Annotated in this window: 27 protein-coding genes; all 27 read right to left on the minus strand. The window is 64.0% G+C overall.

Annotation, left to right across the window (positions count from 1 at the left end; genetic code table 11):
- Position 1: 1 nt before the first annotated feature.
- Positions 2–1,456 (minus strand): flagellar hook-associated protein FlgK, encoded by a 1,455-nt coding sequence (gene flgK / locus H5P29_RS11220; RefSeq protein ID WP_067958512.1) that lies wholly within the window; start codon positions 1,454–1,456, stop codon positions 2–4.
- Between the two features lie 36 nt (positions 1,457–1,492).
- Positions 1,493–2,746 carry a flagellar hook protein FlgE gene (locus H5P29_RS11225; RefSeq protein ID WP_067958514.1) on the minus strand — a complete coding sequence of 418 codons (1,254 nt, stop codon included), beginning with the start codon at positions 2,744–2,746 and terminating at the stop codon, positions 1,493–1,495.
- 65 nt (positions 2,747–2,811) lie between these two features.
- Complete coding sequence (locus H5P29_RS11230; RefSeq protein ID WP_067958516.1) at positions 2,812–3,480, minus strand: response regulator transcription factor; 669 nt, start codon at positions 3,478–3,480, stop codon at positions 2,812–2,814.
- Positions 3,481–3,692: 212 nt separating this feature from the next.
- The gene (locus H5P29_RS11235) at positions 3,693–4,283 is read right to left on the minus strand and encodes a transglycosylase SLT domain-containing protein (RefSeq protein WP_154386454.1); all 591 of its coding nucleotides are present in this window, start codon (positions 4,281–4,283) and stop codon (positions 3,693–3,695) included.
- Entirely contained in the window at positions 4,213–5,508 is a 1,296-nt protein-coding gene (locus H5P29_RS11240) for a flagellar hook-length control protein FliK (RefSeq protein WP_154386453.1), read from the minus strand. Before H5P29_RS11240 ends, H5P29_RS11235 begins: the two co-directional genes overlap by 71 nt.
- Entirely contained in the window at positions 5,505–6,887 is a 1,383-nt protein-coding gene (locus H5P29_RS11245; protein WP_154386452.1) for a chemotaxis protein MotC, read from the minus strand. Before H5P29_RS11245 ends, H5P29_RS11240 begins: the two co-directional genes overlap by 4 nt.
- Positions 6,884–8,206, minus strand: coding sequence for a MotB family protein (locus tag H5P29_RS11250; protein WP_067958526.1), 1,323 nt, complete (start codon positions 8,204–8,206; stop codon positions 6,884–6,886). Before H5P29_RS11250 ends, H5P29_RS11245 begins: the two co-directional genes overlap by 4 nt.
- The gene (locus H5P29_RS11255) at positions 8,203–8,832 is read right to left on the minus strand and encodes a hypothetical protein (RefSeq protein WP_154386451.1); all 630 of its coding nucleotides are present in this window, start codon (positions 8,830–8,832) and stop codon (positions 8,203–8,205) included. The genes H5P29_RS11250 and H5P29_RS11255 overlap by 4 nt, the downstream gene beginning before the upstream one ends.
- Positions 8,832–10,481 (minus strand): flagellar basal-body MS-ring/collar protein FliF, encoded by a 1,650-nt coding sequence (gene fliF, locus H5P29_RS11260; protein WP_067958533.1) that lies wholly within the window; start codon positions 10,479–10,481, stop codon positions 8,832–8,834. The genes H5P29_RS11255 and fliF overlap by 1 nt, the downstream gene beginning before the upstream one ends.
- Before the next feature lie 178 nt (positions 10,482–10,659).
- Positions 10,660–11,661, minus strand: a complete 1,002-nt coding sequence (locus H5P29_RS11265; RefSeq protein WP_067958535.1) for a flagellin — start codon at positions 11,659–11,661, stop codon at positions 10,660–10,662.
- A 326-nt stretch (positions 11,662–11,987) separates the two neighbouring features.
- A complete protein-coding gene (locus H5P29_RS11270; RefSeq protein ID WP_067958536.1) occupies positions 11,988–12,965 on the minus strand; it encodes a flagellin in 978 nt (325 codons plus the stop codon).
- Between the two features lie 290 nt (positions 12,966–13,255).
- A complete protein-coding gene (locus H5P29_RS11275; protein ID WP_067958538.1) occupies positions 13,256–14,239 on the minus strand; it encodes a flagellin in 984 nt (327 codons plus the stop codon).
- Between the two features lie 296 nt (positions 14,240–14,535).
- Positions 14,536–15,633 carry a flagellin gene (locus H5P29_RS11280; RefSeq protein WP_067958540.1) on the minus strand — a complete coding sequence of 366 codons (1,098 nt, stop codon included), beginning with the start codon at positions 15,631–15,633 and terminating at the stop codon, positions 14,536–14,538.
- 258 nt (positions 15,634–15,891) lie between these two features.
- Positions 15,892–16,884 carry a flagellin gene (locus H5P29_RS11285; protein WP_067958545.1) on the minus strand — a complete coding sequence of 331 codons (993 nt, stop codon included), beginning with the start codon at positions 16,882–16,884 and terminating at the stop codon, positions 15,892–15,894.
- A 293-nt stretch (positions 16,885–17,177) separates the two neighbouring features.
- Positions 17,178–17,909, minus strand: coding sequence for a flagellar type III secretion system pore protein FliP (gene fliP, locus H5P29_RS11290; protein WP_067958555.1), 732 nt, complete (start codon positions 17,907–17,909; stop codon positions 17,178–17,180).
- Positions 17,906–18,415, minus strand: coding sequence for a flagellar basal body-associated FliL family protein (locus tag H5P29_RS11295; protein ID WP_067958562.1), 510 nt, complete (start codon positions 18,413–18,415; stop codon positions 17,906–17,908). The genes fliP and H5P29_RS11295 overlap by 4 nt, the downstream gene beginning before the upstream one ends.
- Before the next feature lie 9 nt (positions 18,416–18,424).
- Positions 18,425–19,129, minus strand: coding sequence for a flagellar basal body L-ring protein FlgH (gene flgH / locus H5P29_RS11300; protein WP_067958564.1), 705 nt, complete (start codon positions 19,127–19,129; stop codon positions 18,425–18,427).
- Entirely contained in the window at positions 19,126–19,710 is a 585-nt protein-coding gene (locus H5P29_RS11305) for a MotE family protein (protein WP_154386450.1), read from the minus strand. The genes flgH and H5P29_RS11305 overlap by 4 nt, the downstream gene beginning before the upstream one ends.
- A 9-nt stretch (positions 19,711–19,719) precedes the next feature.
- Positions 19,720–20,997: a flagellar basal body P-ring protein FlgI gene (locus tag H5P29_RS11310; protein WP_067958568.1), complete on the minus strand. Its 1,278-nt coding sequence runs from the start codon at positions 20,995–20,997 to the stop codon at positions 19,720–19,722.
- The gene (gene flgA, locus H5P29_RS11315) at positions 20,994–21,467 is read right to left on the minus strand and encodes a flagellar basal body P-ring formation chaperone FlgA (RefSeq protein ID WP_067966205.1); all 474 of its coding nucleotides are present in this window, start codon (positions 21,465–21,467) and stop codon (positions 20,994–20,996) included. Before flgA ends, H5P29_RS11310 begins: the two co-directional genes overlap by 4 nt.
- A 5-nt stretch (positions 21,468–21,472) precedes the next feature.
- Positions 21,473–22,261 carry a flagellar basal-body rod protein FlgG gene (gene flgG, locus H5P29_RS11320; RefSeq protein WP_067958571.1) on the minus strand — a complete coding sequence of 263 codons (789 nt, stop codon included), beginning with the start codon at positions 22,259–22,261 and terminating at the stop codon, positions 21,473–21,475.
- An 11-nt stretch (positions 22,262–22,272) separates the two neighbouring features.
- Entirely contained in the window at positions 22,273–22,587 is a 315-nt protein-coding gene (locus tag H5P29_RS11325; protein WP_067958573.1) for a flagellar hook-basal body complex protein FliE, read from the minus strand.
- Positions 22,587–23,003, minus strand: a complete 417-nt coding sequence (gene flgC, locus H5P29_RS11330) for a flagellar basal body rod protein FlgC (RefSeq protein ID WP_067958576.1) — start codon at positions 23,001–23,003, stop codon at positions 22,587–22,589. The genes H5P29_RS11325 and flgC overlap by 1 nt, the downstream gene beginning before the upstream one ends.
- A 5-nt stretch (positions 23,004–23,008) precedes the next feature.
- Positions 23,009–23,389 (minus strand): flagellar basal body rod protein FlgB, encoded by a 381-nt coding sequence (flgB, locus tag H5P29_RS11335; protein ID WP_067958577.1) that lies wholly within the window; start codon positions 23,387–23,389, stop codon positions 23,009–23,011.
- A gap of 70 nt (positions 23,390–23,459) precedes the next feature.
- A complete protein-coding gene (locus H5P29_RS11340) occupies positions 23,460–24,089 on the minus strand; it encodes a hypothetical protein (RefSeq protein ID WP_067958581.1) in 630 nt (209 codons plus the stop codon).
- A complete protein-coding gene (fliI, locus tag H5P29_RS11345; RefSeq protein ID WP_067958590.1) occupies positions 24,073–25,473 on the minus strand; it encodes a flagellar protein export ATPase FliI in 1,401 nt (466 codons plus the stop codon). Before fliI ends, H5P29_RS11340 begins: the two co-directional genes overlap by 17 nt.
- Positions 25,474–26,196 carry a flagellar basal-body rod protein FlgF gene (gene flgF, locus H5P29_RS11350; protein ID WP_067958594.1) on the minus strand — a complete coding sequence of 241 codons (723 nt, stop codon included), beginning with the start codon at positions 26,194–26,196 and terminating at the stop codon, positions 25,474–25,476.
- Between the last annotated feature and the right edge of the window lie 3 nt (positions 26,197–26,199).

Genomic DNA, 26,199 nt, shown 5'->3' on the forward strand with positions numbered 1-26,199 from the left:
GCTATCTCACCGCGCCCAGGAGGGCTGCCAGCATGTCGTCGACCGCCTTCAACAGCCGGGCTGTGGCCTGATAGGACTGCTCGAGTTCCAGCATCTTCGACATCTCGATGTCGACATTGACAGCGGTATCGTTTGACAGGGCCTCGGCGGTGCGGATAGCCAGCGCTTCCTTGGTCTGGGCGGCGGTGTCCGCCTGCTTGCGCATGCCCTCGAACCAACCGATCGAATTGGTCGAGAAGGTGCTGAGGCTCGAGCTTGTGGCGATACCCGCGGCCGGATCGAAAGTCATCGTCTGGTCGATGCGGTTGCCATAGGAGATCAGCAGGTCGGCATAAGAAGCGTTGCTGGCGGGATTCTTGACATAGGCCGCGCCGTTGATGCCGCCATCGCGCAACAGCTTGGGATTGCCGCCGATCTGCGGGTCGACCGCCGGATTGATCTTGATCGAGCGCGCAAGGCCATTGACCAGTACGCCCGCCGGCGGGACCGCCGGGCCGCCGGACCAGGTGAACAGGCCGGCCTGGTCGGCAAGGGCTGGTGCCGTCTCCGAGAAGGCGGTGATCAGTCCGCGCGCCATCTCGTCGAGCTGCGCTTGCATCGTGGTGGTGACACTGTCGCGGAGCTGTATCATGCCGGCGAGCTTGCCGCCGGCGTTGGTGTTGGCGCCGACGCCTGGCTGAAGCGGCACGCCGTCGATGAGAATCTTGTTGCCGGTCACGCCGGCGGAGTAACCCGCCAGCGGCTGGAAGGTGACCGCCCGTGGGACGGTCTCGAACAGGGTGGTGCCATCACCTGTGGTGATGACCATGTCGTTGTCGCCGCGCTTGAAGGTCGAGATCGGCACGATCTCGGAAATCTTCTTCAGGATTGCGTCGCGCTGGTCGAGGGAGTCGTTGACGTCGCGGCCGGCGCGGGTGCCCTGGATGATCGTCTTGTTGGCCTGCTCGAAATCGGCGAGAAGCCTGTTGAGATCATCGACGGTGGTCGCGATCTCGCTGTCGGTCTCGGTGCGGATGCGCTGAATGGCATCGCTGCCGTCGTTGAGCGAGCGCACCACCTGGCGGGCGGCGTCGATCGCCGCCGTGCCGAGGTTCTGGTTGGAGGGGGCTGCCGCGTAAAGCTGCAGCGCTTGCTGGAACTTGCCGAGCTGGGTTGCGACCGAGCCCTTGTTTTCCGAGCCGTTGACGTCGAGTGAAAGTTTCTGCAGCCCCTCCAGGAGGGTGTTCTGGCCGGTGAAGTCGGCCAGGGCAGACAGGTTCTGGCGAAACAGCTGCTCGTTGGTCGCACGCTGGATTTCGACCACGCGCGCCCCGGGGCCGGTGCTGGCGAGCACGGCTGTGCGGCGCACGTAGTCAGGATTTGATGCATCCGCGACGTTGCGGGAAACAGTGCTTGTCTGGCGCGACGTGTTGCGAAGCGCAGATTGGGCTATGCTAATGGCAGACGACAGCGACATGCTATGTTTTTCCAGCGGGCGATAAGCCCGTCAGTCCTATCTCTTCAGGTTGACGAGGATATCCATCAGGTCCGCTCCGGTTTGGAAGACCTTGGAATTGGCAGTGTAGTTACGCTGGGACTCGATCATCGCGGTGAGTTCCTCGGCGATGTCGACGTTGGAGTTTTCGAGCGCGCCCGAGATCATCTTACCGAGGCCGCCCGAGTCGGCGAAGCCGATCTGGACCGGGCCGGAGTCGGCGCTCTCGCGGAACACGTTACCCGAAAGGCTGTTGAGACGGTCGGGGCTTGCCACGTCGGCCAGAGGAATCTTGAACAGAGGCTTCATCGAACCGTCCGCGTACTGGGCGTACATGGTGCCGTCGGTGTCGATCTCGACACGTTCGATGGTGCTCGGTCCGTTGCCGTCGGCAACGGCCTTGGTCACGGTGTAGGGCGATGCCAGCTGCGTCATCTTGGAGATGTCGAGAGTCACCGGCGCACCGTTCGGGACGGTGAAGCTGAGGCTGCCGGCACTGGTCAGCTTGCCGGTGGTGCCGTCGAAGGTCATGGTGCTGTTGGTCAGCAGACCGCCTGCGGCATAGGGGAATGAGGTTCCGGCCGCCGCCTTGGACTGGTCGTACACGGCGACGTCCCAGGTATTGGCGCCGGTCTTGGTGTAGTAGATGTCGACGATCTTCTTGGCGCCCAGATTGTCGTACATGACCATCGACGATTTCGACGTATAGGTCGCGCCGGCGGCATTCGTGCTCGGGAGCGGGCCGGCGGAGACGGCAGCGTCGCTCTGCAGGTTGGCCGTGAAGGTGGCGTTCTTGGTCGGCAGCGCGGTGAGCTCGGAGCTCGAGATCTGGACGGGCACCAGGCCATCGAAGCCGTTGGCGGTGGCGGCCGGAATGCCATTTGCGTAGCTGTAGCCCATCAGCTGGTAACCGGCGGCATTGATGAGGCGACCCTGGCCGTCGGGCACGAACGAACCGGCGCGGGTGAGGTAGGGCGAACCGGACGCGTCTTGGACGACGAAGAAGCCGTTGCCCTGGACCGCGAGGTCGGTGCCCGACGTCGTGTACTGGAGCGTGCCGTCCTTGGCGACTGCGTTTAGAACCTTGGTGGTGACGCCGCCGGAATTGTAGGCGCCGGGCGTGCTGGGCAGCACCAGCGACGAGAATTCGGTATAGGCGCGCTTGTAGCCGGTCGTGCTCGAGTTAGCGATGTTGTCGGCGACCGTCGACAGCCGGTTCGCCTGGGCATTCATGCCCGAAACGCCGGTTCGCATCATTCCGTAAAGGCTCATCGGTGGTCTCCTCAAATCTCATGCCACGCTGGTGAAGTTACGTGGCATGTCTTGCGCGAGGCTGGTCAGACGATCAGCCGGTAGCCGAGGAAACGCTTCGAATCGATCGGGTCGTGGCCAAGACGCTCACGCAATTTCTTGCGCAGCTTCGAGATGTGGCTTTCGACGACATTTTCTTCGACTTCTTCGTCGAAGACACCGTAGATCGCGTTGAAGACCTGGGTCTTGGTGACGCGACGGCCGCTGTTGCTTGCCAAATACTCGAGGATGCGACGCTCACGGCGCGGCAGCGGCATCGGCTCGCCGTCGATCTCGGGGTCGCGGCCGTCCATGAAGATGCGCATTGCGCCGATCTGGGTGAAGCCGGTGTCTTCCTGGGCGCGACGGCGGATGGCCGAGATGCGGGCAAGGATCTCACGAATGTGGACGGGTTTGCGGATGACGTCGTCGACACCCGACTCGAAAAGCTTGAGCGTGTTTTCGAGATTGTTCTGTTCGCTGAGGGCGATGACCGGGGCTTTGGTACGGTCTCGCAGCTGACGCGGCGAGATCGAACCCTCGTTGCAGTCGCCGATGAGGAAGGCGCGAACGGAACGCAGATCCTCGTCGGGAGCGCTGGAAACCCATTCGCCGAATTCGGTCGAACGGAAGCCTGCGCACGCCACACCTTCCCGGTCGAAGAGTGAATTATATCCGTTGGTGACGAGCTCTCGCTCGTCCACGATTACGATCATGATTCCGCCCCCGAATCAGTAAAAATGCCCTGTTAACCAATCGGTAATGGGTCGGGACCAAGGCGACCAATCGTGAATTCTTGCCGCTATTTTTTAGGGAGTCTGGAATCGCATGGGTTGAACAGGTTGCACGATATGCGTGCATCCTTGCGCAAGCCTGTAATGAGGGGCGGGGTAACGGCCCGTGTCTGGTTCGGTTCGGCTGGAAACGCCTATGGGTTGCAGAAGGTCCGGGCGTTTTCCGTCCAGCGGCCGAAGCCGGTGGCGACCATGTTGGCGATGACGCGACAGACGTAGCGTTTTTGTGCAGGGTCGTTGTTGGGGCCGGCATGATAACGCGCGACCGCCATCGACCAGGACTCATGACGCGAGTGCAGGCTGACGAGAAAGCGCGCGGCATAGTCGACATTGAGGCGCGGATTGAGCATGTCGCGCACCGAGCGGAATTCGGTTGCGTGGTATCGGTGGTTGATCTGCATGCAGCCGAGATCGATCAGTGTCTTGCCTTCGCGACGCGCAGTCTCGAAGGCCGCAACGGCTTCGGCCTCATTCCTGGGAAAGACGGCTTTTCCCTCTATGTTCAAGGCGTTAGGCTGCAAGCTGCCCTTCTTTCCGGTTTCGGTCAGACCAACGGCATAGAGAATGCCCACCGGCACGCCGTAGCGGTCGGCGGCGCGCAGGATCTCAGGCTCGCACGGATTGGCCGCAGCTGCAGCGATCGTGGTGGCGGCGCTAGATGTAGCGGCTGCTGCCAGGGCGATCAGCGCCAGACGACGAGATGTTGCGCGAATTGCTTTCGTCATTTGCAGCGTTCCCACTCTGACGCCCATTGCTGGAATTGCCACCTTCACCACCTGTCCCGCCCGACTGGGCGGATGCCTGGTCACGGCCTGCGAAGCCGTTGGCAGCGCCGCCGTCAGCGCGGGCATTCGTCGACTGCGGCTGCAGGATGGTGACGCGGTCAACGTCGAAACCGAGGCCGCGAAGGGCGCTGTTGATCGCCTCGCGGTCGGACGAAAGCCTGTTGTAGGCCTCGGTGTTCTCAACCTCGATTTCAACCGACAGTTGCTCGCCGGCGAGGTGAAGATTGGCTGTGACCATGCCCAGTTCGACGGGGCGCAGTTGGATCTTGAGAGCCTGCGCGCCGGGTGTGCTGGATGCGCTGTTTTGGAGCTGCTGGACCGATGATACGGCAGCGACATGGCGCGTAGCCGCGGAGGCGATGTCGAGCGCCAGCGCACCCGCGGTGCTGCCCGCGCCAGTGCTCGCCGGTGCGGGGATCGACTGCTCCGACATGACGGTGACGGTGTTGCCGACGGAGGGTTGTTCGGCTTGCCTGACAGGTGTCGGTCGTGCCGGTTTGTCGGCCCTGGCTGCGACGTCGCTGGCGGTTTCCGGCGTGCCGGATTGTGCTGCCTGCTGCGTCTCGGGCGTGGAGCCTGTCGCGGGTGCCGAAACAGGTGCCGCGGACTGCGGCGCGGCTCCGGTGGTAGCTTGGCGCGCGGTCTTGCCGCTCGTGACGAGGGCTGCGAGTTCCGGCTCAGACGCATCGCCTGCAGCCTCTGGCTGTGCGCTGGCCTTGCTCTCCTCGACTTCGGTCGCGTCGGCGGAACCAGCCTTTGCCGGCTGGGCGCCCGCCTTGCGTAATTCGCTCAGTGCAAGCACCAGCGGCAATGCAGGCTCTTCGGTCTTTTCTGCTTTGACGTCCTTCGTCGTGGCATCCGGCTGTGGCTCGGCTATTTCGGGTGTCGCGTCCTCGGCAGCTTCGCCGATCCTGGGTGTTTTGCCCTCGGCTTCGGCGAGCGCGTCACGTGCGGCAAGCCGCTCTGCGAGCTTGTTCAGGCCCTTTTGGCGCGGGGCATCGTGATCGGCGGCATGACCTTTCGATTTCGGCTCGCCCTTGTTCGGTGAGCCCAGCGCCTGGCCGAAATCAGGCTGGTCGTCATTGCTGGCGAGGGCATTGCGCTCATGGCCGGATGAATGGCGCGCGAGCGGGCTCACCAGGGCCGCGCTGATGGCGTCGGTCATTTGGGGGAGCCTCCTAGCAGTTCGTCAATGGATTCAAGCGTGCGGCGCGCTTCAGTGATCTTGGGATCTTCCGGTTCCGCTGGTTCCGGTTGCTGTTCCGCTGTCAGTGGCACGACCCTGGGCGCCGCGACCGTTGCCGGCTGCTCAGCCGGAGGCGACGCGGGTGCTGCTGCCGGGACCTCGGGGGCCGCCGACTGGGCGGGCGCAGCCTCTGCAGATGCCTCGACGGCGTCGGGGATCATCGGATCCGCCGGTGGCGGCGTGATCTCGATCGCCGCCGGCGGCAGATCGCCGATATCCAGCGGTTTCGATGCGCTTGCGGGTGCCGCCGGAACAGCCGACGTCAGCTCCGAGGCAACGGCCTCGACGGCGTCGAGCAAGGCGCGGTCGCCCTTGGACAGCTTGTCGCGATCGATGCCGCCGAGCTTGCCAAGTATGTCTGCGGCGGTGCCGGAAGTGACCGACGACAGGCCGGAATAAAGCTGGGCGCGCGGGTCAGCACCGCCGGGTGCGCCGTCACGACTCTTCACGGCCCTGGCAGCGGCAAAGGTGGACAGTTCGGTCAGGCCGTCGATGGCGGCACGGCGGGCGATACGGAGATAGACGACCCGTTCCTGCTCGGCGTCCATCATCGCGGTGATTTCGGCGAGCGTGTCGAGATTGATCGACTTGTGCAGGGCAACGACGCCGCCAACGAAGGCATCGGCAAACTGGCTGGCATAAGGCGAGCGCAGGTAGCTGCGAACATATTGCGTCGAGTTGCGCAGGAAGCGGCCGCCATCTTCAAGCCGGGTAGCGAGCGCAACCGAGCGGCGCAGGGCGGCTTCCTCGACCAGCGTGCCGGGGCTGAGCAGTCTGGCCTGGTCGAACAGCTTCATCGCCTGCTCGGGCTGTTCGGCGATGCTGACCGAACCCTTGACCAGCGCCAGAAAGGCACCGAGTTCAGAAATCTGCGTCAGCGGGTCGACCGCGGCCAGCGCCTCCACCGTGCCCTTGGGCTTGCCTCGGAGATAATCGATGACGCCTTGCGCCAGCTTCTGGTCGGCCTCTTCAAGCTCCAGACGCGAAACCACCTGCTCGATGGTCAGCGGGTTGCCGCCGCTCATCGCATAGATCAGCAGGGCGCGAAAATTCTTGGGATCTTTGAATGCGTCGACATCGGCGGTTCGCATGCGCTCGTCGGTCATTTCGAGCAGCCGGCGCTGCAACGGCAGCGAAGCCTGATCGCCGGAGGCGATGCGGTCCTGCAACAGCTGCAGGCAGCGCACCAGCTGGTAAGGCTCGAGCGCCGGCGCCTCGCTGGCCACGGCACGGCCGGGTACGCCCGCGACTAGCAGGGCGATCAGCGCGGCACCGGACAGGGTTGCCGCCAGCCTCATTCGGCGCGCTCCAGCAGGATTTCGATACGCCGATTGGTGGCCGAGAACGGTTCGGCCTTATCCTTCAGCTTGCGGTCGGCGAAACCGGCGACCTCGACGATACGCTTTTCGTCAAGCCCGGCGCGGGCGAGCATGTAGTAGGCTGAGTGGGCGCGCGAGGTGGACAGGCGCCAGTTGTCATAGCCGCCGCCACGGAACGGACGCGCGTCGGTGTGTCCGTTGATCGAGATGTTGCCCTCGTGGGTGGCAAGCGTCTTGGCGATCTTTTCCATGGCGAGCACAAGCTGCTTGCGCGGCACGGCGGAGCCGATTTCGAACATGCCGAAATCGAACTGCTCGGTGACCGAGATGACGACGCCCTTGTCTGTGGCGACGACCGAGAGACCGTCGGGCAGGGCGCCGCCCGACTTGATCGCCTCGGCGAGTTCGCGGCGGATGGCGTCGGCATCGTTGACGGTTTCGCGTGTCGGTGCCTCGTCCCTGGGCTTTGGCGCCTCGGCCAATTCTCCAGCTTCGTTGGTGTCGCGCTCGGGAGCATCGCCCGGCTTGGCGGCGGTTTCGCGCGCTGCGGGAGCCGGTGCTGCCTGGACTGGTGGCGCCTGCTCGGCGGGCTTGGCTTGTTGTTCTTCGGCCTTCACCGGATCGGTCTTGGCCGAACGCTCGGTCTTGTCGCCGGGCTTTGCCGGTTCGCCTTCGATCGCGGCGCGCTCGGCACTTGCTTCGGCGGCAGGCGTTGCCACCTGCTCGGTCCAGAAATCGGGTGCGAACGGATCGCGATAGGCTTCTCCGCCAGAGGCGCCGCTGGCCGGACCGGCATTCTGGGCACCGCCTTCGTTGCGTTCCGAGATGTTGGCCTTGGCGCCGGTGTCCTGGGCGATTTCGGCGAGCACAGCGTAGGGGTCGGCAAACAGGTGCTCGTCGGAGCGGTTGGCGGCAGGGCTGGCGTCAGCGGAGTTTTTCTCCGTCGACGGGCCGGCATTGCCGCGGCCATCGGAGCCTGCCTTGGCGCTGGCTTCCTGCGGGTTCTCGGCAGTCAGGCCGACCGAATTGGGACCGTCACCGAGTTCTTCGAGGCCCTTGCGGCTGGCATTGCGGTCGACCAGCTTGACGGGGTTGAAGTAGCTGGCGACAGCCGCCTTGGTCTGCTCGTTGGCGGCACTGATCAGCCACATGACGAGGAAGAAGCACATCATCGCCGTCATGAAGTCGGCGAAGGCGATCTTCCAGGCGCCGCCATGGTGGCCGTCGTCATGGTCGGAATGGGCTCGCCTGACGATGACGATCTCGTGGCGTGGCTCGGCGCCGTCAGGACCGTTCATGGCAAGGTCTCGGAAAGCGCCGAAGACCATTCGCCGAGGCGGGTCTCGAACAGGTTGTCGTCGATCGCGACGCTGAGATCGAAGCCGACTGCTTCGATGAAGTCGACATTGTCGATGCGATGGCCGATGGCTGCAGCGAGCGCGTCGAACAAGAACTGTGGGCCGCTGACCTTGATGCGCACCGCTTCGCGGTCGGCACAGGCGGCAATGATGGCGCTGGACAGGGCATCGATCGAGCGCTGGCGGATGTCGTCACTGACCAGCGTCGCGACAACGCGGGCGGCGGCGTCGGTGGTGAGGTGGACGATACGCGTCTCCATCTCGGCGATGCGCTTGGCGATGACCTCGCCGGCCTCGCTGCCGAAGCGGGCGCCAAGCGAGGCGACCTCCTCGGCGTGGCGCTGGCGCTCGGCCTCGAGCACCATCTCGTACTCCTCGCTCAGGCGTGTGGTCAAATCGGCCTCGGCCTGGGCGACGGCTTCGGCGATGATTGCCGGGATATCCAGATCCGGAACCGCCTTGGGATATTCCGTGGCCGAGGTTTCGGGCTGGCCGGCATGCGGATGCGGATTTGGCGCGAGCGGTGCGAAATCGGTCAGCCGTTCAAAAAGCGCTGCGATCGACATTACGCGGCAACCTCGTTACCGGCCCATTTGCGCAGGATCAGTGCGGTGCGCTCTTCATTGATGTCGACCATGCGGGCGAGGCGGTCCTGCGGGGCAGGGCGCAGCTTGTTGCGCAGGTCGTCCATGGCGTGCGGCCGCTGGTCGGACAATGCGGCGGGCTCTTCCTCGAACGAGGCCATGCCCTCTGCATTCGGCAAGGCGCGCTGCATCTCCTCGAAGCTCGGCCCGGCGAAGGTGGGCAGGGCAGGAGCTGCGGACGAACCGGACAGTGCGGCTGCCATCGGCCTCAGACCGAAGAAGGCGACGAGGAAAACGACGACGATGAAGGCTGCGGCGTTGATCATCGTTCCTGCGTGCTGGCCGATCGAGGCCATGATGCCGGGGCTCTCGATGACCTCGCCGTCGAGGCCGTCGATGAACTCGACCGCCGAGACGTTGATCAGGTCGCCGCGCTTTTCGTCGAAGCCGGTGGCCGAGGTCACCATCTTCTGGATGTCGGCGACGCGGGCGGCGATGGCCTCGGGCGTCGCGTCCTTGCCGAGGATGGCTGCCAGGCGCTGCTGGTTGACAACCACGGCGATCGACATCTTGGTTACCGAATAGCCATTCGACACCGTGGCGATGCGCTTGGAGTTCATCTCGTAATTGGTGATCTCTTCCTTGCGGTCGCTGGCCGAGGTCGACTGCGGGCCGTCGGTGGCAGCGGCCTCGGCATCGGGCAAGTTTTGCTCGACGGTGGCAGGTGTCGACGACTGCTTCTGGTTGGAATTCTCGTTGGCGCGGACCACCTGGACGGAGCGCTCGACGCGTGATTCCGGATCGAAGATCGTCTCTTCGGTCTGGCGCGAGTCGGTGTTGACGTCAGCCTTGACGCTGGCGCGGAAATTGTCCGGCCCGAGATAGGCTGCCAGCGCACGGCGGATGTTGTCCTCGATCTGGGTTTCGACGGTGCGCTCGACGCCGATGGAGCGGGCGGCGCTCGAATTGTTGGGGTCGTCGCCGGCGGCGAGCAAATTGCCGCTCGAATCGAGAACCGTCACACGCTCGGCATCGAGGCCGGGGACGGCTGCGGCAACGAGATGGCGGATCGACATGGCGCTCTTGTCGGCATCCATGCTGGCGGCGCGGATGACGACCGAGGCCGACGGCTTCTGCTCGTCGCGGCGGAAATTGGCGCGCTCGGACATGACGATGTGAACACGGGCGGCCTTTATGCCTGATATCGACTGGATGGTGCGGGCGATCTCGCCTTCCAATGCGCGGACACGGGTGACCTGCTGCATGAAGGAGGTGAGGCCGAGCGAGCCGACATTGTCGAACAGCTCGTAGCCGGCATTGGCGCTGGTGGGCAGGCCTTTTTCGGCGAGCAGCATGCGGGCTTGCGCGGTGCTGCCGGCAGGGACCAGCACGGTGGTGCCGTCGGAGGCGACGTCGAAGCCGATGCCCGCTTCGCCCAGCACCATGCCGATCTGGTTCACGTCGGAGCGTTCGAGGCCGACATAGAGCGTCTCGTAGGCAGGACGGTTGAGATAGACGGATGCCACGCCGACGATGGCGATCACCAGTGCTGCGATACCACCCAGCATGGCGAGACGGCGTGGGCCGAAACTCCTGAGATTGGCGACGATGCTCTGTAGCTGTTCGGGCACGTGCGTAAGTTCCCCGCAATACTTTCCGGAGAGACCCTAGCCCGCGAAGCTTGTGCGAAAATGTTATGGGCCGCGCAAGTTGCGCGGCCCATGGCATTTCGTCGGGATTGTTGTTGCCGAAGTGCAACCTGGATTCAGGCGTTTCCGAACGCCGAAACCGGCTTTCGGGGCCGAGGCGTCAGCTCTTGAACAGCGACAGGATGTTCTGCGAGTTCGAATTGGCGATCGACAACGCCTGGATGCCGAGCTGCTGCTGGACCTGAAGGGCCTGCAGGCGGGTCGATTCCTTGTTCATGTCTGCGTCGACGAGCTGACCGACGCCGCGGTCGATGGAGTCCATCAGGCTGGTGGTGAAGGTCTTCTGAAGGTCGATCTGGCTCTTGGCCGCGCCGAGCGTGGTGGCGGCGTCGGTCATCTCGGCGAGGGTCGTTTCGGTGACCTTCACCATCTGCAGGATCTGGTCGAAGCTGAAGCCCTTCACCGAAAGGGTCGCAACGGCGTAGCCGTCTGTGGCGGCAACCGCTGCACCCGGGGTCGTCGGGTTGACGGCGGTGTTGTCGCGCACGCCCGTGGTGCCGAGGCGAAGGCCTTCGAGGATGCCTTTGTTGACGTTGTTGGTGGCTGCGGCGTCGTAGAGCTTCACGCTCTGGACCTTGATGTCGATCGTTGCCAGCGTGACTGTGCCCGAGTTGTCGCGGATGAAGCCCGAAACGATCTTGGCGTCATTGTGGACGCCGGCCGCCGAATGGCCGGCAGCTGTCGTCGAATTGACCGAAAGCCAGTTGGCTCCGGAGAAGCTGGCGCTGTCGGCATAGCTCTTGAGCTGTGCCTGCAGCGCCTTGATCTCGACGTCGATCTTGTTCTTGTCGGCGTCCGAGCCATTGGCGGCGGCGACAAGCTTGACCTTGATGTCGTTGAGAGTGTCGATCGACTTGTGCATCGCGGTATATGCGGTGTCGACCTTCGAGGCGCCGAGGCCGAGCGCGTCCTGGACCGTCGAGAGTGCCCTGTTGTCGGAGCGCATGGTGGTGGCGATCGACCAGTAGGCGGCGTTGTCGGAGGCTTCCGCGACGCGGAAGCCGGTCGAGATGCGGGCCTGGGTGGTGTTCAAAGCCTTGTTCGTGGTGTTGAGGCTCTGAAGCGCCGTCAACGCCGAAGCATTGGTCATAATACTGGACATCGAAATAAACCCCTCTGTCAGAGCCGCGCGATCTGCCGCCGCGAACCGGTTGCGGATGCCGTACGTTCTGCCCGTGGCAGCCGAACCGTCATAGCAATTGGTTAACCATAACTACGAACTTATGGTTAACGGCAGATTAAAGACCACACGACGACAGGCCTTCGCATTTACCGTTACGTGGCGGAATCTATGCTCGCCGTAACTTGCGCGAAGCTATCCGGCGCCGCCAGGCGAGGAGAAGGCGGCGGACAGGGCAAAATGAAATCGGGCCGCACCCATGGGGTACGGCCCGATTTCACGACTGGAGATGTTTTGGCGCCGGGGCATCAGCCCTTGAACAGCGACATGATCGACTGCGAGTTGCCGTTGGCGATCGACAGCGCCTGAATACCGAGCTGCTGCTGGACCTGGAGGGCCTGCAGACGGGTCGATTCCTTGTTCATGTCGGCATCGACGAGCTGGCCCACACCGCGGTCGATGGAGTCCATCAGGCTGGAGGTGAAGGCCTTCTGCAGTTCGATGCGGCTCTTGGCAGCGCCGAGGTTGGTAGCGGCCGTCGTCATTTCCTTGAGTGCTGCTTCGACAACGCCAAGCTGCTTGGTGAGCTGCGCATCGGAGTAGCCTTTGACCGAAACTGTCATGACCGAGTAGGTGTCGGTTGCGGCATCGGTGCCGGGGGTCGGGGCGGACAGGGCGGCACGGACGCCGGTGGTGCCGAGACGCTGGCCATCCAGGATGCCGGTCTTGATGGCGGCAGCACCGCCGGTCTCGAACAGCTTGATGTCATCGACCTTGACGTCGATGGTCGACACAGAAGCGGAGCCGGCGCCGTCGCGGTTGAAGGCGGAGACGATCTTGACGTCGTCGGCTGCGGTTGCAGCAGCACCGCTCTTGACCGAGAGCATGTTGGTACCGGAGAAGGTGGCGCCGTCGGAATAGGCCTGGAGTTGCTTCTGGAGGGCCTTGATCTCGGTGTCGATCTTTTCCTTGTCGGCAGCCGATGCGCCGTTGGCGGCGACCAGCTTGACCTTGATGTCGTTGAGCGTGTCGATGGCCTTGTTCATGCCGGTATAGGCGGTGTCGACCTTCGAAGCGCCGAGGCCAAGCGAATCCTGCACGGTCGAGAGCGCCTTGTTGTCCGAACGCATGGTGGTTGCGATCGACCAGTAGGCCGCGTTGTCGGAAGCTTCAGCAACGCGCAGACCTGTGGCGATGCGGCCCTGGGTGGTGCTCAGCGACTTGTTGGTGGCGGAAAGCGTCTGCAGCGCCGTCATTGCCGACGCGTTGGTGTTGATGCTGGACATGGGAATTACGCCCCTAGGAAAAAGCAATACTGGAACATACCGGATCGACCGGTATGGCGGCGTGGCATCATGCCTATGATCGCCAAGAAGGGGTCACCCGCCATGCCAAGGACTATCGCATCTTAACCTTACCGAACTGCTAACAACCGTATGAGGTTCGTTTGTTAGAACATTGAAATATTTGGAGTTTCCTCGATCTTTCAGCGCGACAACACGGGTGCGGACCCAAACGCAAGCGGGCCGCACTGAGGTGCGGCCCGCTCTGATGCAAAATGCCAGAGACGATTCGATCAGCCGCGGAACAGCGACATGATCGACTGCGAGTTGCCGTTGGCGATCGACAGCGCCTGGATGCCGAGCTGCTGCTGGACCTGGAGGGCCTGCAGACGAGTCGATTCCTTGTTCATGTCGGCATCGACGAGCTGGCCGACGCCGCGATCGATGGAGTCCATCAAGCTCGAGGTGAACGACTTCTGCAGCTCGATGCGGCTCTTGGCGGCGCCGAGGTCGGTGGCGGCCGTGTTCATGTCCTTGAGCGCGCTTTCGACAACGCCGAGCATCTGGGTCAGCTGCTGGTCGTTGGCGAACAGCGTGCCGTCCGTCAGCTTCATCGTGGCGACCTGGAAGGTGTCGGCGGCATCGTAAGTGCCGAGGGTGACGGCATTGGCCGTGCCTTCGACGCCAGCAGAGGTACGCTCGGAGTCGAGAATGCCCTTGCCGGTGGTGGCGACGCCAGTGCCGGCTTCATAAAGCTTGATGCTCTCGACCTTGATGTCGATGGTCGAGATCGAGGCCGTGCCCGATGCATCGCGGTTGAAGGCCGAAACGACCTTGACGTCGGGAGAAGCGGCGGCGCCGCTGTTGACCGACAGCATGTTGGTGCCGGAGAAGGTCGCGCCGTCAGCATAGGACTTGAGCTGGTCCTGCAGGGCCTTCACTTCGGTCTGGATCTTGGCCTTGTCGGCGTTCGACGCGCCATTGGCGGCGACGAGCTTGACCTTGATCTCGTTGAGCGTGTCGATGGCCTTGTTCATGCCGGTGTAGGCGGTGTCGACCTTCGACGCGCCGAGGCCGAGCGAATCCTGGACCGTCGACAGGGCCTTGTTGTCCGAACGCATGGTGGTGGCGATCGACCAGTAAGCGGCGTTGTCGGAAGCTTCCGCGACGCGGAGACCCGTTGCGATACGGCCCTGGGTGGTGTTGAGAGCTTTGTTGGTGGCAGACAGGGTCTGCAGCGCGGTCATTGCCGACGCGTTGGTATTGATGCTGGACATGGGAAAATACGCCCCGAAAAAACAACAAAAAACAGGGACATACCGGACCGACCGGTATGGCGGAGCGGCATCATGCCCATGATCGTTGTCGATCACCCGCCATGAAGCATCAATGTCGTATAGACATTTCTAAAACTCTAACTTTCGAGAAAATGGCCGATTAACCAACGCCGATTTGTAGAATATTTGGCTGACCGGGCTGCCCGGTGGCGTGTCGAGCGGAAGAAGATCCGAAATAAAAATGGGCCGCACCGAAGTGCAGCCCATTTTCCCAAGATGTGCCTGAGACGGTTCGATCAGCCGCGGAACAGCGACATGATCGACTGCGAGTTGCCATTGGCGATCGACAGCGCCTGGATACCGAGCTGCTGCTGGACCTGGAGGGCCTGCAGACGGGTCGATTCCTTGTTCATGTCGGCATCGACGAGCTGGCCGACGCCGCGATCGATGGAGTCCATCAGGCTCGAGGTGAAGGCCTTCTGCAGCTCGATGCGGCTCTTGGCAGCGCCGAGGTTGGTTGCAGCGGTCGTCATCGACTTGAGCGCGCCTTCGACCTTGCTCAGCATCGAGCCGATGAAGGCGTCGGTGACGCCGGCAGCGGTGATGTCGAGGTTGGCGACGGAGACGCCAGCGATGGACGTAGCCGTGCCGTCAGCTGCTGCGGCCGCGGTTGCGGCAGCCGTCGCCGATGCGGTGTCGGTGCCGCCACCTGCCACCGAGGCAGCATAGGCGCTGTCGTAGGCAGTCTGGGCAGCCTTTGAGCTCCAGATTGCGGTCTGGCGGTCGAGGATACCGGCGTTCTTGACGTTGGCCGGGGTGCCGGCACCCGAATCATAGAGCTTGATGCCTTCGACGTTGACGTCGATGGTCGAGATCGACGCGGTGCCCGACGCGTCGCGGTTGAAGGCCGAAACGATCTTGGCATCCTGCTGGACACCGGTGTCGGCGGCTGCTGCGGCGCCCGCGGCGTTCTTGTCGGAGGCAACCGAGAGGTAGTTGGCACCCGAGAAGGTCGCGCCGTCGGCATAGGCCTTCAGCTGGCCCTGCAGCGCCTTGATTTCGGTCTGGATCTTGGCCTTGTCGGCGGCAGACGCGCCGTTGGCGGCGACCAGCTTGACCTTGATGTCATTGAGCGTGTCGATGGCCTTGTTCATGCCGGTGTAGGCGGTGTCGACCTTCGACGCGCCGAGGCCGAGCGAATCCTGAACGGTGGAAAGCGCCTTGTTGTCCGAACGCATGGTGGTGGCGATCGACCAGTAGGCGGCGTTGTCGGAGGCTTCTGCAACGCGGAGACCCGTGGCGATACGGCCCTGGGTGACGTTGAGCGACTTGTTGGTGGCTGCAAGCGTCTGCAGCGCCGTCATTGCTGACGCGTTGGTATTGATGCTGGACATGGGAATTACGCCCCTAGGAAATGCAAAGGTACAGGGACATACCGGATCGACCGGTATGGCGGAGCGGCATCATGCCCATGATCCCCGAGGGATCACCCGCCATGCCGGGTAATCTCTCCGATACTCCCTACCAAATCGCTAAGCGTTAGAAACATTGCGGATAATCTTGGGATTTATTTTGAATGCTCCGGGCAGACGCAAAACGGGCCGCACCTGAGGTGCGGCCCGTCCTGATACGGAATGCCTGAGACGGTTCGGTCAGCCGCGGAACAGCGACATGATCGACTGCGAGTTGCCATTCGCAATCGACAGCGCCTGGATGCCGAGCTGCTGCTGGACCTGGAGGGCCTGCAGGCGGGTCGATTCCTTGTTCATGTCGGCATCGACGAGCTGGCCGACGCCGCGGTCGATCGAGTCCATCAGGCTGGACGTAAAGGCCTTCTGCAGCTCGATGCGGCTCTTGGCGGCGCCGAGGTTGGTGGCGGCAGTCGTCATTTCCTTCAGCGCGCCTTCGACAACGCCGAGCATGGCGCCGATCTGGGTATCGCTGAAGCCCTTAACCGAAAGCGTCGCCACGGTGTAGGTGTCGGTGCCGACAGCGGCAGCGCCGGCCGTCGGGTTCGAGGCGGCAGCGACGCGCGCGCCGGTGCCGAGGCGGTGTGCATCGAGGATACCATCGGTCAGGCCGGTGGAGGCAGCCGAGGCGTCATAGAGCTTGATGTCCTGAACCTTGACGTCGATGGTCGAGATCGAGGCCGTGCCCGATGCATCGCGGTTGAAGGCCGAAACGATCTTGACGTCGTCGGCGGTGCCGGCGACGGCATGGCCGGTCGTCGTGTCGACCGAAAGCATGTTCGAGCCCGAGAAGGTGGCGCCGTCGGCATAGGCCTTCAGCTGGCTCTGCAGCGCCTTGATTTCGGTGTCGATCTTTTCCTTGTCGGCAGCCGAAGCGCCGTTGGCGGCGACCAGCTTGACCTTGATGTCGTTGAGCGTGTCGATGGCCTTGTTCATGCCGGTGTAGGCGGTGTCGACCTTCGAAGCGCCAAGGCCGAGCGAATCCTGGACCGTCGAGAGGGCCTTGTTGTCCGAACGCATCGTGGTGGCGATCGACCAGTAGGCGGCGTTGTCGGAAGCTTCTGCGACGCGGAGACCCGTGGCGATGCGGCCCTGGGTGACGTTGAGCGACTTGTTGGTGGCTGCGAGGGTCTGCAGCGCGGTCATTGCTGACGCGTTGGTATTGATGCTGGACATGGGAATTACGCCCCTAGGATATGCTGAAGTACAGGGACATACCGGACCGACCGGTATGGCGGAGCGGCATCATGCCCATGATCTCTCCGTGAGGATCACCCGCCATGCCCGGCAATCTCCACGATAGAAGCTACCAAAGGTCTAAGCGGTATGGTTAACGCGCATTAACTTGCTGATTTTCCCGGGATTTGTGCGCGCCCCAAAAACACGTTGGCCGCAGTTCGCGCAAAGCGGACTGCGGCCGTCATCCCGGATTCCGGTGATGGCGCGCCCGCAAGCGGACGCGCGGTGATCTAGGTGAAAGATCGAACGAGGCTGCCGACGAGCAGGTTCCAGCCGTCGATGAGCACGAAGAACAATATCTTGAATGGCAACGACACCACTGTCGGCGGCAGCATCATCATGCCCATCGCCATGGTGATGGTGGCGACGATCAGGTCGATGACGAGGAAGGGCAGCACGATCAGGAAGCCGATCTCGAAGCCGCGGCGGATTTCGGAGATCATGAAGGCCGGGACCAGGATGCGCAGGTCGACCTTGTCTTCCGACACCGTCTGGCCGCGTTCGCGGGCGAGGTCGGCGAACAGGCTGAAGTCCTTGTCGCGGACATTGCGCATCATGAAGGTGCGGAACGGGTCGGAAATGCGGTCGACAGCTTCAACCTGGGTGATCTGGTTGTCCATCAGCGGCTTGACGCCGTTCTGCCAGGCCTGATCGAAGGTCGGCGCCATGACGTAGAAGGTCATGAACAAAGACAGCGAGATCAGGATCAGGTTGGCCGGCGTCGACTGCAAGCCGATGCCGGTGCGCAGGATCGAGAAGGCGATGACGAAGCGGGTGAAGCTGGTCACCATGATCAGCAGGCCCGGTGCCACCGAAAGCACGGTGAGCAGGCCGAACATCTGGATGATGTAACCGATGGTGGCGCCATCGGTGTTGCCGAGCTGGCTCAGGTCGAGCTGCTGCGCGCTCGCCGGCGCAATTGCGCCAGCGAGGATGGCTGCGGTGGCCAGGAACTTTTTCATTCGAAGAGCAACGTTCTGATCAGCACTTCCTTGACGTGGCCATCGCTGCGGATCGCGGCGCGTTCGTCGAGGTCGGTCTTGAGGTGGCGGAAAGCGCTGGCGCCCTGGACCTGGTGGATCCGGAGCGTGCGCACGTAGGCGAGCAGGTCCTGGTGGACGCGCTCGGCGAGGTCTGCGGATTGCGGCGCGTCGAGCACCAGCGAGACCTCGAGGCGAATCCACATCGTGTCGGGTGCCGCGAGATTGGCGGTGATGGCCGGCAATTGCACCAGAGTGCCTGCAGCTTCGCTGGCCGGACCATGCTCGGCCGGCGCTTCTTCCTTGGCGGCGTGGGCCTTGGGCGCTTCGGGAGCAGCTTGCTCGACAGGTGTGCTCTCGCCCTTGAGGTAGCCACCCGACAGCCAGCCCATGCCGATGGCTCCGACGGTCAGCACCGCCAGGATGCCGAGCTGGACGACCAGCGAGGGGCCGGGCTTCTGGGGGAGGAACTGATCTATGTCTGACATGTCCCGGACCTAGAAGGGGAGGACCTGATCGAGGAACTGCTGGCCGTATGGCGGCTGCTGGACCTCGGTGATGCGGCCGCGGCCACCATAAGAGATGCGGGCTTCGGCGATACGCTCGTAGGGAATAGTGTTTTCCGGACCGATGTCGGACGGACGGACGATGCCGGCGATGGTCAAGACGCGCAGCTCGGCGTTGACGCGCACCTCCTGCGAGCCCCGGATCATCATATTGCCGTTGGGCAGCACGTCGGTGACGACGGCGGCGAGGAGCAGGTTGAGCTTCTCGGACCGCGTGGTGGCGCCGTCGCCGGAATAAATCGACTTGGAGCCGGCGCTGCCATCGCCCTTGCCACCGGTCTTGGCACCGTCCCATTCGACATTGAGGCCAGCGGCAATGGTCCGGTTGGTGACGCGGTTGCGCTCGGACTCGTTCTGGAAACGGGCCCTGTCGTCGATCTCGATCTTGACGGTCAGGATGTCGCCCGGCTGCAGCGCGCGCGGGTCGGTGAACATGCGACTCTGCTTGTCCTGCCACAGCGAAAAGCGCTTCGGCGGTGCGGCAGGCGATTCAGGATAGCGGTACATCGACGAGCTGCCATCCTCGATGCCGGAGCCGACGGCCGACATCGTCGGCTCCTTGCCGATTTCCTTGAGGTTGGAGCCACAGCCGGCAAGGCTGGCCATGGCTGCGGCGAGGAGGGCTTTTCTGATCATGTGGGGTCTTCCCGGCGTGCGGCGCTCGCGATGATGCGGGTCAGTTCCGCCGCGACCTTGCTTTCCATTTCATTCAGGATGACGCTCGCCTTGCGCGCGTCGAGCTTCATCATGATGGCGGCGGCGAGGTCGGTGTTCATCACCGCCAGGCGCTCGGCGGCGGCATCGGGCTTCATGCGTGAATAGATCTGGACGACACCTTCCTCGGCGCGGGCGAGGAAGACCTCGCGGCGCTTCAGCCAGGTTTCGTATTCGGTCTTGCGCTCCTCGAGCAGGGCGATGCGCTTGTCGACCTCGGCCTGCAGCTTCTTCAACTCCTCGGCCTGCAACTGGTAACGGCGGTCGCGGGCAGCGTCGGCAATGTTGGAACAGAAGCGCTCGACCTCGCTCTGTTCGACCGGCGGCACGGCAGCCTCGACGGGTTCCTTCGGGGCCTCGCGCTCGATGACCCGCGTCGGCGTGCCCTGGACCACGGGCGCCTTCGGCGCGGCCTGTTCGGCGGATGCGGCACCGGCAAAGACGACGCCGAGTGCTGCCGCGGCAAGTGCGTGGCGACGGATGTGCGAGAGGGCGTTGGTCATGGCCATGGCTTACTGGACCACCAGGTCGGCCTGCAGCGCGCCTGCCGACTTGATGCCCTGGAGGATTGCGATGATGCCATCCGGCTTGACGCCGAGGCGATTGAGGCCGGCGACCAGCGTCTGCAGATCCGGGCCGTCGAGCAAGGCGAGCTTGGAATCGGCACGCTCTGTCTCGATGACTGTAGCATCTTCGACCGCAGTTTCGCCGCGCGAGAACGGCTCGGGCTGGACGACGCGCGGCTGCTCGGTGATGCGAACCGTGAGCGTGCCGTGGCTGATCGCGACGCGCGAGATCTTGACCTCGTTGCCGATGACGATGGTGCCGGTACGCTCGTCGACGACGACCCGCGCGGGGACGTCCGACATGATCATCAGGTTCTCAAGCTCGGCATAGAAGCGTGCGGTCGAAACGCCTTCGGGCTTGCGGATGACGACGACACGCGAATCCTGCTCGCCAGCGACACGCTTGCCGAAGCGGTGGCGGGCATAGTCGTTGATGGCGTCGGCAATGCGCACCGAGGTCGAGAAGTCAGGATTGAACAGCTGCAGCGTGAGCACGTTCTCGTCGGCGAAGCGGGCCTTGACCTCGCGTTCGACGATGGCACCGTTGGGAACGCGGCCGGAGGTCGGAACGCCTTGCGTGACCTGCTCGGCCTTGCCCTGCGCGTTGAAGCCGGAGACCAGCACCGACCCTTGGGCGACGGCGTAGATCTCGCCATCGGGCGCCTTGAGCGGGGTCATCACAAGTGTGCCACCGGCCAGCGATGAGGCGTCGCCGAGCGAGGAAACGTTGATGTCGATGCGTGCGCCGGCCTGGACGAAGGCCGGCAGGTTGGCGGTGACGATGACGGCGGCAACGTTGCGAACGCGCGCCCGGCCATCCTCGGAGGCGATGCCGAGATTTTCGAGCATGGCGCGGATCGACTGCTCGGTGAAGGGCGAATTGCGCAGGCTGTCGCCCGAGCCGTTCAGGCCGATGACGAGACCGTAACCGACAACCTGGTTGTCGCGGGCTTCCTGGAGCGAGGCGACGTCCTTGATGCGGACATTGACGAGATTGGCGGCGGTGCCCGAATTGAGCGTGGTCTGACGGCCGCCATCGCCCGAGGTGGCGATGAAGTCGCCGTCGCCGCCATTGCCGCCGCCGAATTCGGTTGTGGCGTAACCGCCGGCAGCCGCCTTGCCGCCGGCCTTCAGCTGACCGGCCGGAACGCCATCGGGGCCGTCGGCATAAGCGGTTTGCAGGCCGAACACGGCGATTGCGGCGAGCAACAGTCTACGGATCATATGGCACCCACGCGGATCGAGCCGTCGGCCATGACCGTGCCCGTGAAGACCTTGCCGCTGTCGAGGTTGCGGACCTTGACGACGTCGCCGGCTGCACCTGGCTCGAGCGTCACGGCCGCGGCCGAGATCATCAGCGGGCCGGAGGCGAAGACGACCTGAACGGAAGCGCCGCGGTCGACCAGCCAGGCCTCGCGCAGCGCGGTGATCGGAACATAGCGGCCGGGCAAAAGCGTACGCTTGGCGATGCGGCCGTCGAGCTCGTCGGCCATGGTGGCGACTGCGTCGGGGCGCACCTTGCCCGGCTTGAGGGTGACTTCCTTGAGCGAGGACAAGGCGATCGTCTCGCCGGGATAGATGACGCGGTTGGGAACGAGCACGACCTCCTGGTCGGCAGCCTGCGCTGCGCCGCCAAGCATGGCGAAAGCAAGGACTGCCGAGCGGATGTAGAGGAGGGCGTGCCGTCGCCGCATAATCTTCACCGGATGTTCTTGGAGACGACGGCGGCCATTTCGTCGGCCGCCTGGATGACCTTGGAGTTCATCTCGTAGGCGCGCTGTGCCGAAATCAGCTCGGTGATTTCCTTGACCGGATCGACGTTGGAGCTTTCGAGGTAGCCCTGGCGGATGGTGGCGTAGCCGGGGTCGCCGGGAATGCCGACATTGGCCGCGCCCGACGCTTCGGTTTCGGCGAAGAGATTGTCGCCGAGCGGCGCGAGGCCGGCCTCGTTGGCGAAGTTGGCAAGCGTCAGCTGCCCGAGCGGCTGGAGCGCCGTCTGGTTGTCGAGCCGGGCGAAGACCTGGCCGGAATTGTTGACGATGACCTCGACGGCGTCCTGCGGCACGTTGATCGCTGGGATGACGTTGAAGCCGTCGACGGTGACGAGCTGGCCGGTGGCGTTCTTGTTGAAGGAGCCGGCGCGGGTGTAGAGCGTCTGACCGTCGGCGCCTTCGATCTGGAACCAGCCCTTGCCGGTCAGCGCGAGATCGTACTCGTTGCCGGTGTTGGTCGGCACGCCCTGGATGTGGACGTTGCGCACCGCAGATGTCTTGACGCCGAGGCCGATCGAGACGCCTTCCGGCACGATCGCCGAATTGGCCCGGTTGGGCACGCCCTGGGTGCGGTCGACCTGGTAGAGCAGGTCGGAGAACTCGGCGCGGGCGCGCTTGTAGCCGGTCGTGTTGATGTTCGCGATGTTGTTCGCGATCACCTCGAGATTTGTCTGTTGGGCATTCATGCCCGTGGCGGCAATTGCAAGCGCTTTCATCGGGTTGTTCCTCAGATGCCCATGCGGCTGACTTCGAGATAGGCCGTGACGATCTTGTCGCGGATGGCGACGGCGGCCTGCAGGGCCTGCTCGGCGCTCATCACGGCATCGACAACCTCACGCGTGTCGGCCTTGCCCTGAAGGCCGGAGAGCGACAGCTGCTCGGCCTGGCGCAAGGTGTTGTGCGCTTCGGTCGCTGCGTCGGCGAGGGCGGCGGCGAAGGACGAGGCGACACCGCCGCCTGCCGCAGCCGCGCCGGCCTCGGGCACAACGCTGGTCGGCTTGGACAGTAGCTGGGTGCCGACTGGGCTGATGGAGCCGATCATTACTGATTCCTCATAAGATCAATCGTCATGGAAATGAGTTCGCGCGCCTGCTTGACGACCTGCAGGTTGGCTTCATAGGAGCGGTTGGCCTCGGTCATGTCGGCCATTTCGATGATGACATTGACGTTGGGCATCTTGACGAAACCGGCGGCGTCGGCGGCCTCGTTGCCGGGCTGGAACTCCAGCGGAAAAGCCGTCTGGTCGTGGCCGATCGAGGCGATCTCGACGGTCGAGGCTCCGGTGGCGCGGTCGAGTTCGGCGGCGAAGCTGACGGTCTTGCGACGATAGGGATCGGCGCCCGGCGTGTTGCCGGTCGACTGGGCATTGGCGAGGTTTTCCGAAACGATGCGCAGGCGTTCCGACTGGGCTCCGAGACCGGAACCGGCGACCTTGAGGGCGGCGACGAGCGGATCCATCCCGGTCAGGCCTTCGTGCTCAGCATGATCATGCGGTGGAAGGCCTTGACGATGGCCGTGTTGAGTTCGAACGAGCGGCGGACTTCGCCGGCTTTCATGAGCTCTTCCTCGACGGCAACTGTATTGTCCGAAGGCAGAACGGCGTGCTTGGGATCCTCCGGCCTGATGGCGTAACCGGCTTCGGTGGCGCCGCCGGTGAGGTGGCCCGTCTGGGTCGACGCCATGGCGACGCGCGAACGGTCGAGCACTTTCTCGAAGGGCTCGATGTCGTTGGTCCGATAGCCGGGCGTGTTGGCGTTGGCGACGTTACCGGCGATGGCGTTCTGGCGCACTGAGAGCCAGCGAGCCTGCTGGGCAGCCAGATCGAACAGGTTGACGGGGTCCATGGAAATCTCCGAGCAGATTTCCAAACACTATGGCCTCAGTCTTGCGCGGGCCTTGCGCGGGGCCCGGCCGCTACTGCGCGACCTGGAAGACCTCTTCGCGCGAGGTGACAAGCACCCATTTACCGTCGCGCTGTTCGATCGATGCAACGCGGCTCGAATCGGGCAGCACGGAGCCGCGTTGCACCACCCAGACACCGGCGTCGTCCTCGACCATGGCGCGGCCATTGGCGATGTGCACGAGCTTGAATTCGATCTTCGGTCCGGGAAAGGGCTGTTCGGCTATGCCGGCAAGACCAGCTTCATCCTTGTTGGGGCGCAGCGAGCCGGTGGCAAACAGGTCGAGCTTCATCGGCGGAATGTCTTCGGCCGTCATCGGCGCGCCGACACGTTCGACCTGCTCGCCCATGACAAGCGGGACCGCCTGGTCGTTCTGACCGCCGCCGGAGAATTTCATCGCCCGGATGCCGAACTTGTCCTGATTGAAGAAGATGTACCAGGGAAACAGCGCGCAGGTGAGCCCGAGTGCGATGCCGAGGGCGGCGATGATGAAATCGCTGCGGTGATCACGCTTTTTCTCGTGCTTCGGCGTGATGGTCAGCGGCCCGCGCTTCAGGCCGAGCCGCTGCATCAGCGTGCGCGGCTCATCCTTGGAGCCGATCATCTCCAGGAATTCGCTTGCCGGGTCATTCCGCCTGAACATGTGTTCTATCCCTGGATTTCAGATGGCGTGCGAGGTCGGAGAACGGATCGAGCGAGGGCCCGTCGGCAGGCGACTGGCCGAGCGCTTCGTAGATTACCGGCACCTGCTTCACGGCGAGGTCGAGGTCGGGATCGGCGCCCGGCTGGTAGGCGCCGAGCAGACGGATGTCGCGCGTGTCCTCGAAGCGCGAGATCAGTGCCTTGAGTTTGCTGACGAGCTGGCGCTGCTCCGGCGTCCAGGCCTTGGAGGCGAGACGGGAGATCGAAGCCAGTGGATTGACCGGCGGATAGCGACCTTGCTCGGCGATGGAACGGTCGAGCACCACGTGGCCATCGAGAATGCCGCGCACGGAATCGGCGACGGGATCGTTGTGGTCGTCGCCGTCGACAAGCACGGAGATGATGGCGGTGATCGATCCCGTGCCCTCCATGCCGGGGCCGGCGCGTTCGAGCAGCTTGGGCAGTTCGGTGAAGACGGAGGCGGGATAGCCGCGCGCCACCGGCGGCTCGCCGGCGCCGATGGCGACCTCGCGCAGGGCATGGGCAAAACGGGTGATGGAATCGAGCACCAGCAGGACGCGGTGGCCCTTGTCGCGGAAATGCTCGGCGACACGCATCGCGGTGTCGGGCGCGCGGCGGCGCATCATCGCGCTCTCGTCCGAGGTGGCGACGACCGCGACCGTCTTGGCCATGGCAGCGACGCCGATGGTGTCTTCGAGGAATTCGCGCACCTCGCGGCCGCGTTCGCCAATCAGGGCGACGACGACGGTGTCGAAGGCATCCGCACCGGCGAGCATGGCAAGCAGCGTCGACTTGCCGACGCCGGAGCCGGCGAAGATGCCCATGCGCTGGCCGAAACACAGCGGGGTGAAGATGTCGATGACGCGGACGCCGGTCAGGAAGCCTGTTTCGACGCGTTGGCGGGCGAGCGCCGCAGGCGGGATCGCTTCGGTGGCATCGTTCCTGGCACTGCGGACCAACGGTGCGCCGCCGTCTATGGGGCGGCCGAGCGCGTCGATGGCACGGCCGCGCCAGCTCGGATGCGGCGTGATGGCGATCGGCCCACGCGTGAAGACGGCATCGCCGACGCCGACCTCGCCGCTGCTTTCATAAGGCGCCACCAGCACCTCGTCGCGGCCGATCTGCACGATCTCGCCGCGCCGGTTGCGGCCATGGCCACGGTGTTCGACGATGTCGCCGAGGCGCGCGCTGAGCGACAGGCCGCCGACCTTGTAGTGGGTAGATGCGATCTCGGTCACTTGCCCGCCGCGTCTGACCAGCAGGCGGTCGTCGGCGAAGCGGTGCTGGATCCGCTCGAGCGCTTCGAGCCGGTTGTCGTGGACCGCCTGGGGCTCGTCGCGGATGTTGGCCAGCGCGTTGCTCACTTACTTCGAGCCGAGCGTCTTGATGGCGTCGGAGAACGACGCTTCGGTTTGGCGCATCAGAGCGGCGGTGTTCTCGAAGGCGCGCTGCACCATGATGAGCTTGCTCATCTCCTTGATCGGATTGACGTTGGACTCCTCGACGAAGCCCTGGACGATGCCGGCGTCCATGCGGTCGACCACCGGCTCGGGCGCCGTCGGCGGAATGACGCCGGAGTTGCCGTAACGGACGAAATTGGTACCAGGGTTGAACTCATAGAGGCCGATGGCGCCGACGAGGCGTCCGTCCTGGCGCAGCGAGCCGTCGGAACCCGCGGTGGGCGGTCCGGCACGTGGGTCAAGCTGCATCGGCGCGCCGCCGGCGTCGAGCACCGGATGGCCCTCGACGGTGACGAGCTGGCCTTCCGCCGTCATCGAGAAGCGGCCGTCGCGCGTCATCACGACGCCAGCAGGCGTTTCGATGCCGAACCATGCGTCGCCGCGAATGGCGAAGTCGAACGGGTTGCCGGTTTCACGCATCGCGCCATGCTGGGTCGACAGGTAGGTATCACCCGGCGAGGTGAAGGAGACGGATTTCGGGCCGAGGCCGGAAACGACGTCCTCGAACTTCACACCGGTGGCACGGAAGCCGACAGTCGAGGCGTTGGCGACGTTGTCGGCAATGGTGTTGAGACGCTTTTCCAGAGCCACCTGGGCGGAAAGGGCGACGTAGAGACCGTTCTGCATGAT

It is taken from the genome of Aminobacter sp. MDW-2, from assembly GCF_014250155.1.
Taxonomy (GTDB): domain Bacteria; phylum Pseudomonadota; class Alphaproteobacteria; order Rhizobiales; family Rhizobiaceae; genus Aminobacter; species Aminobacter ciceronei.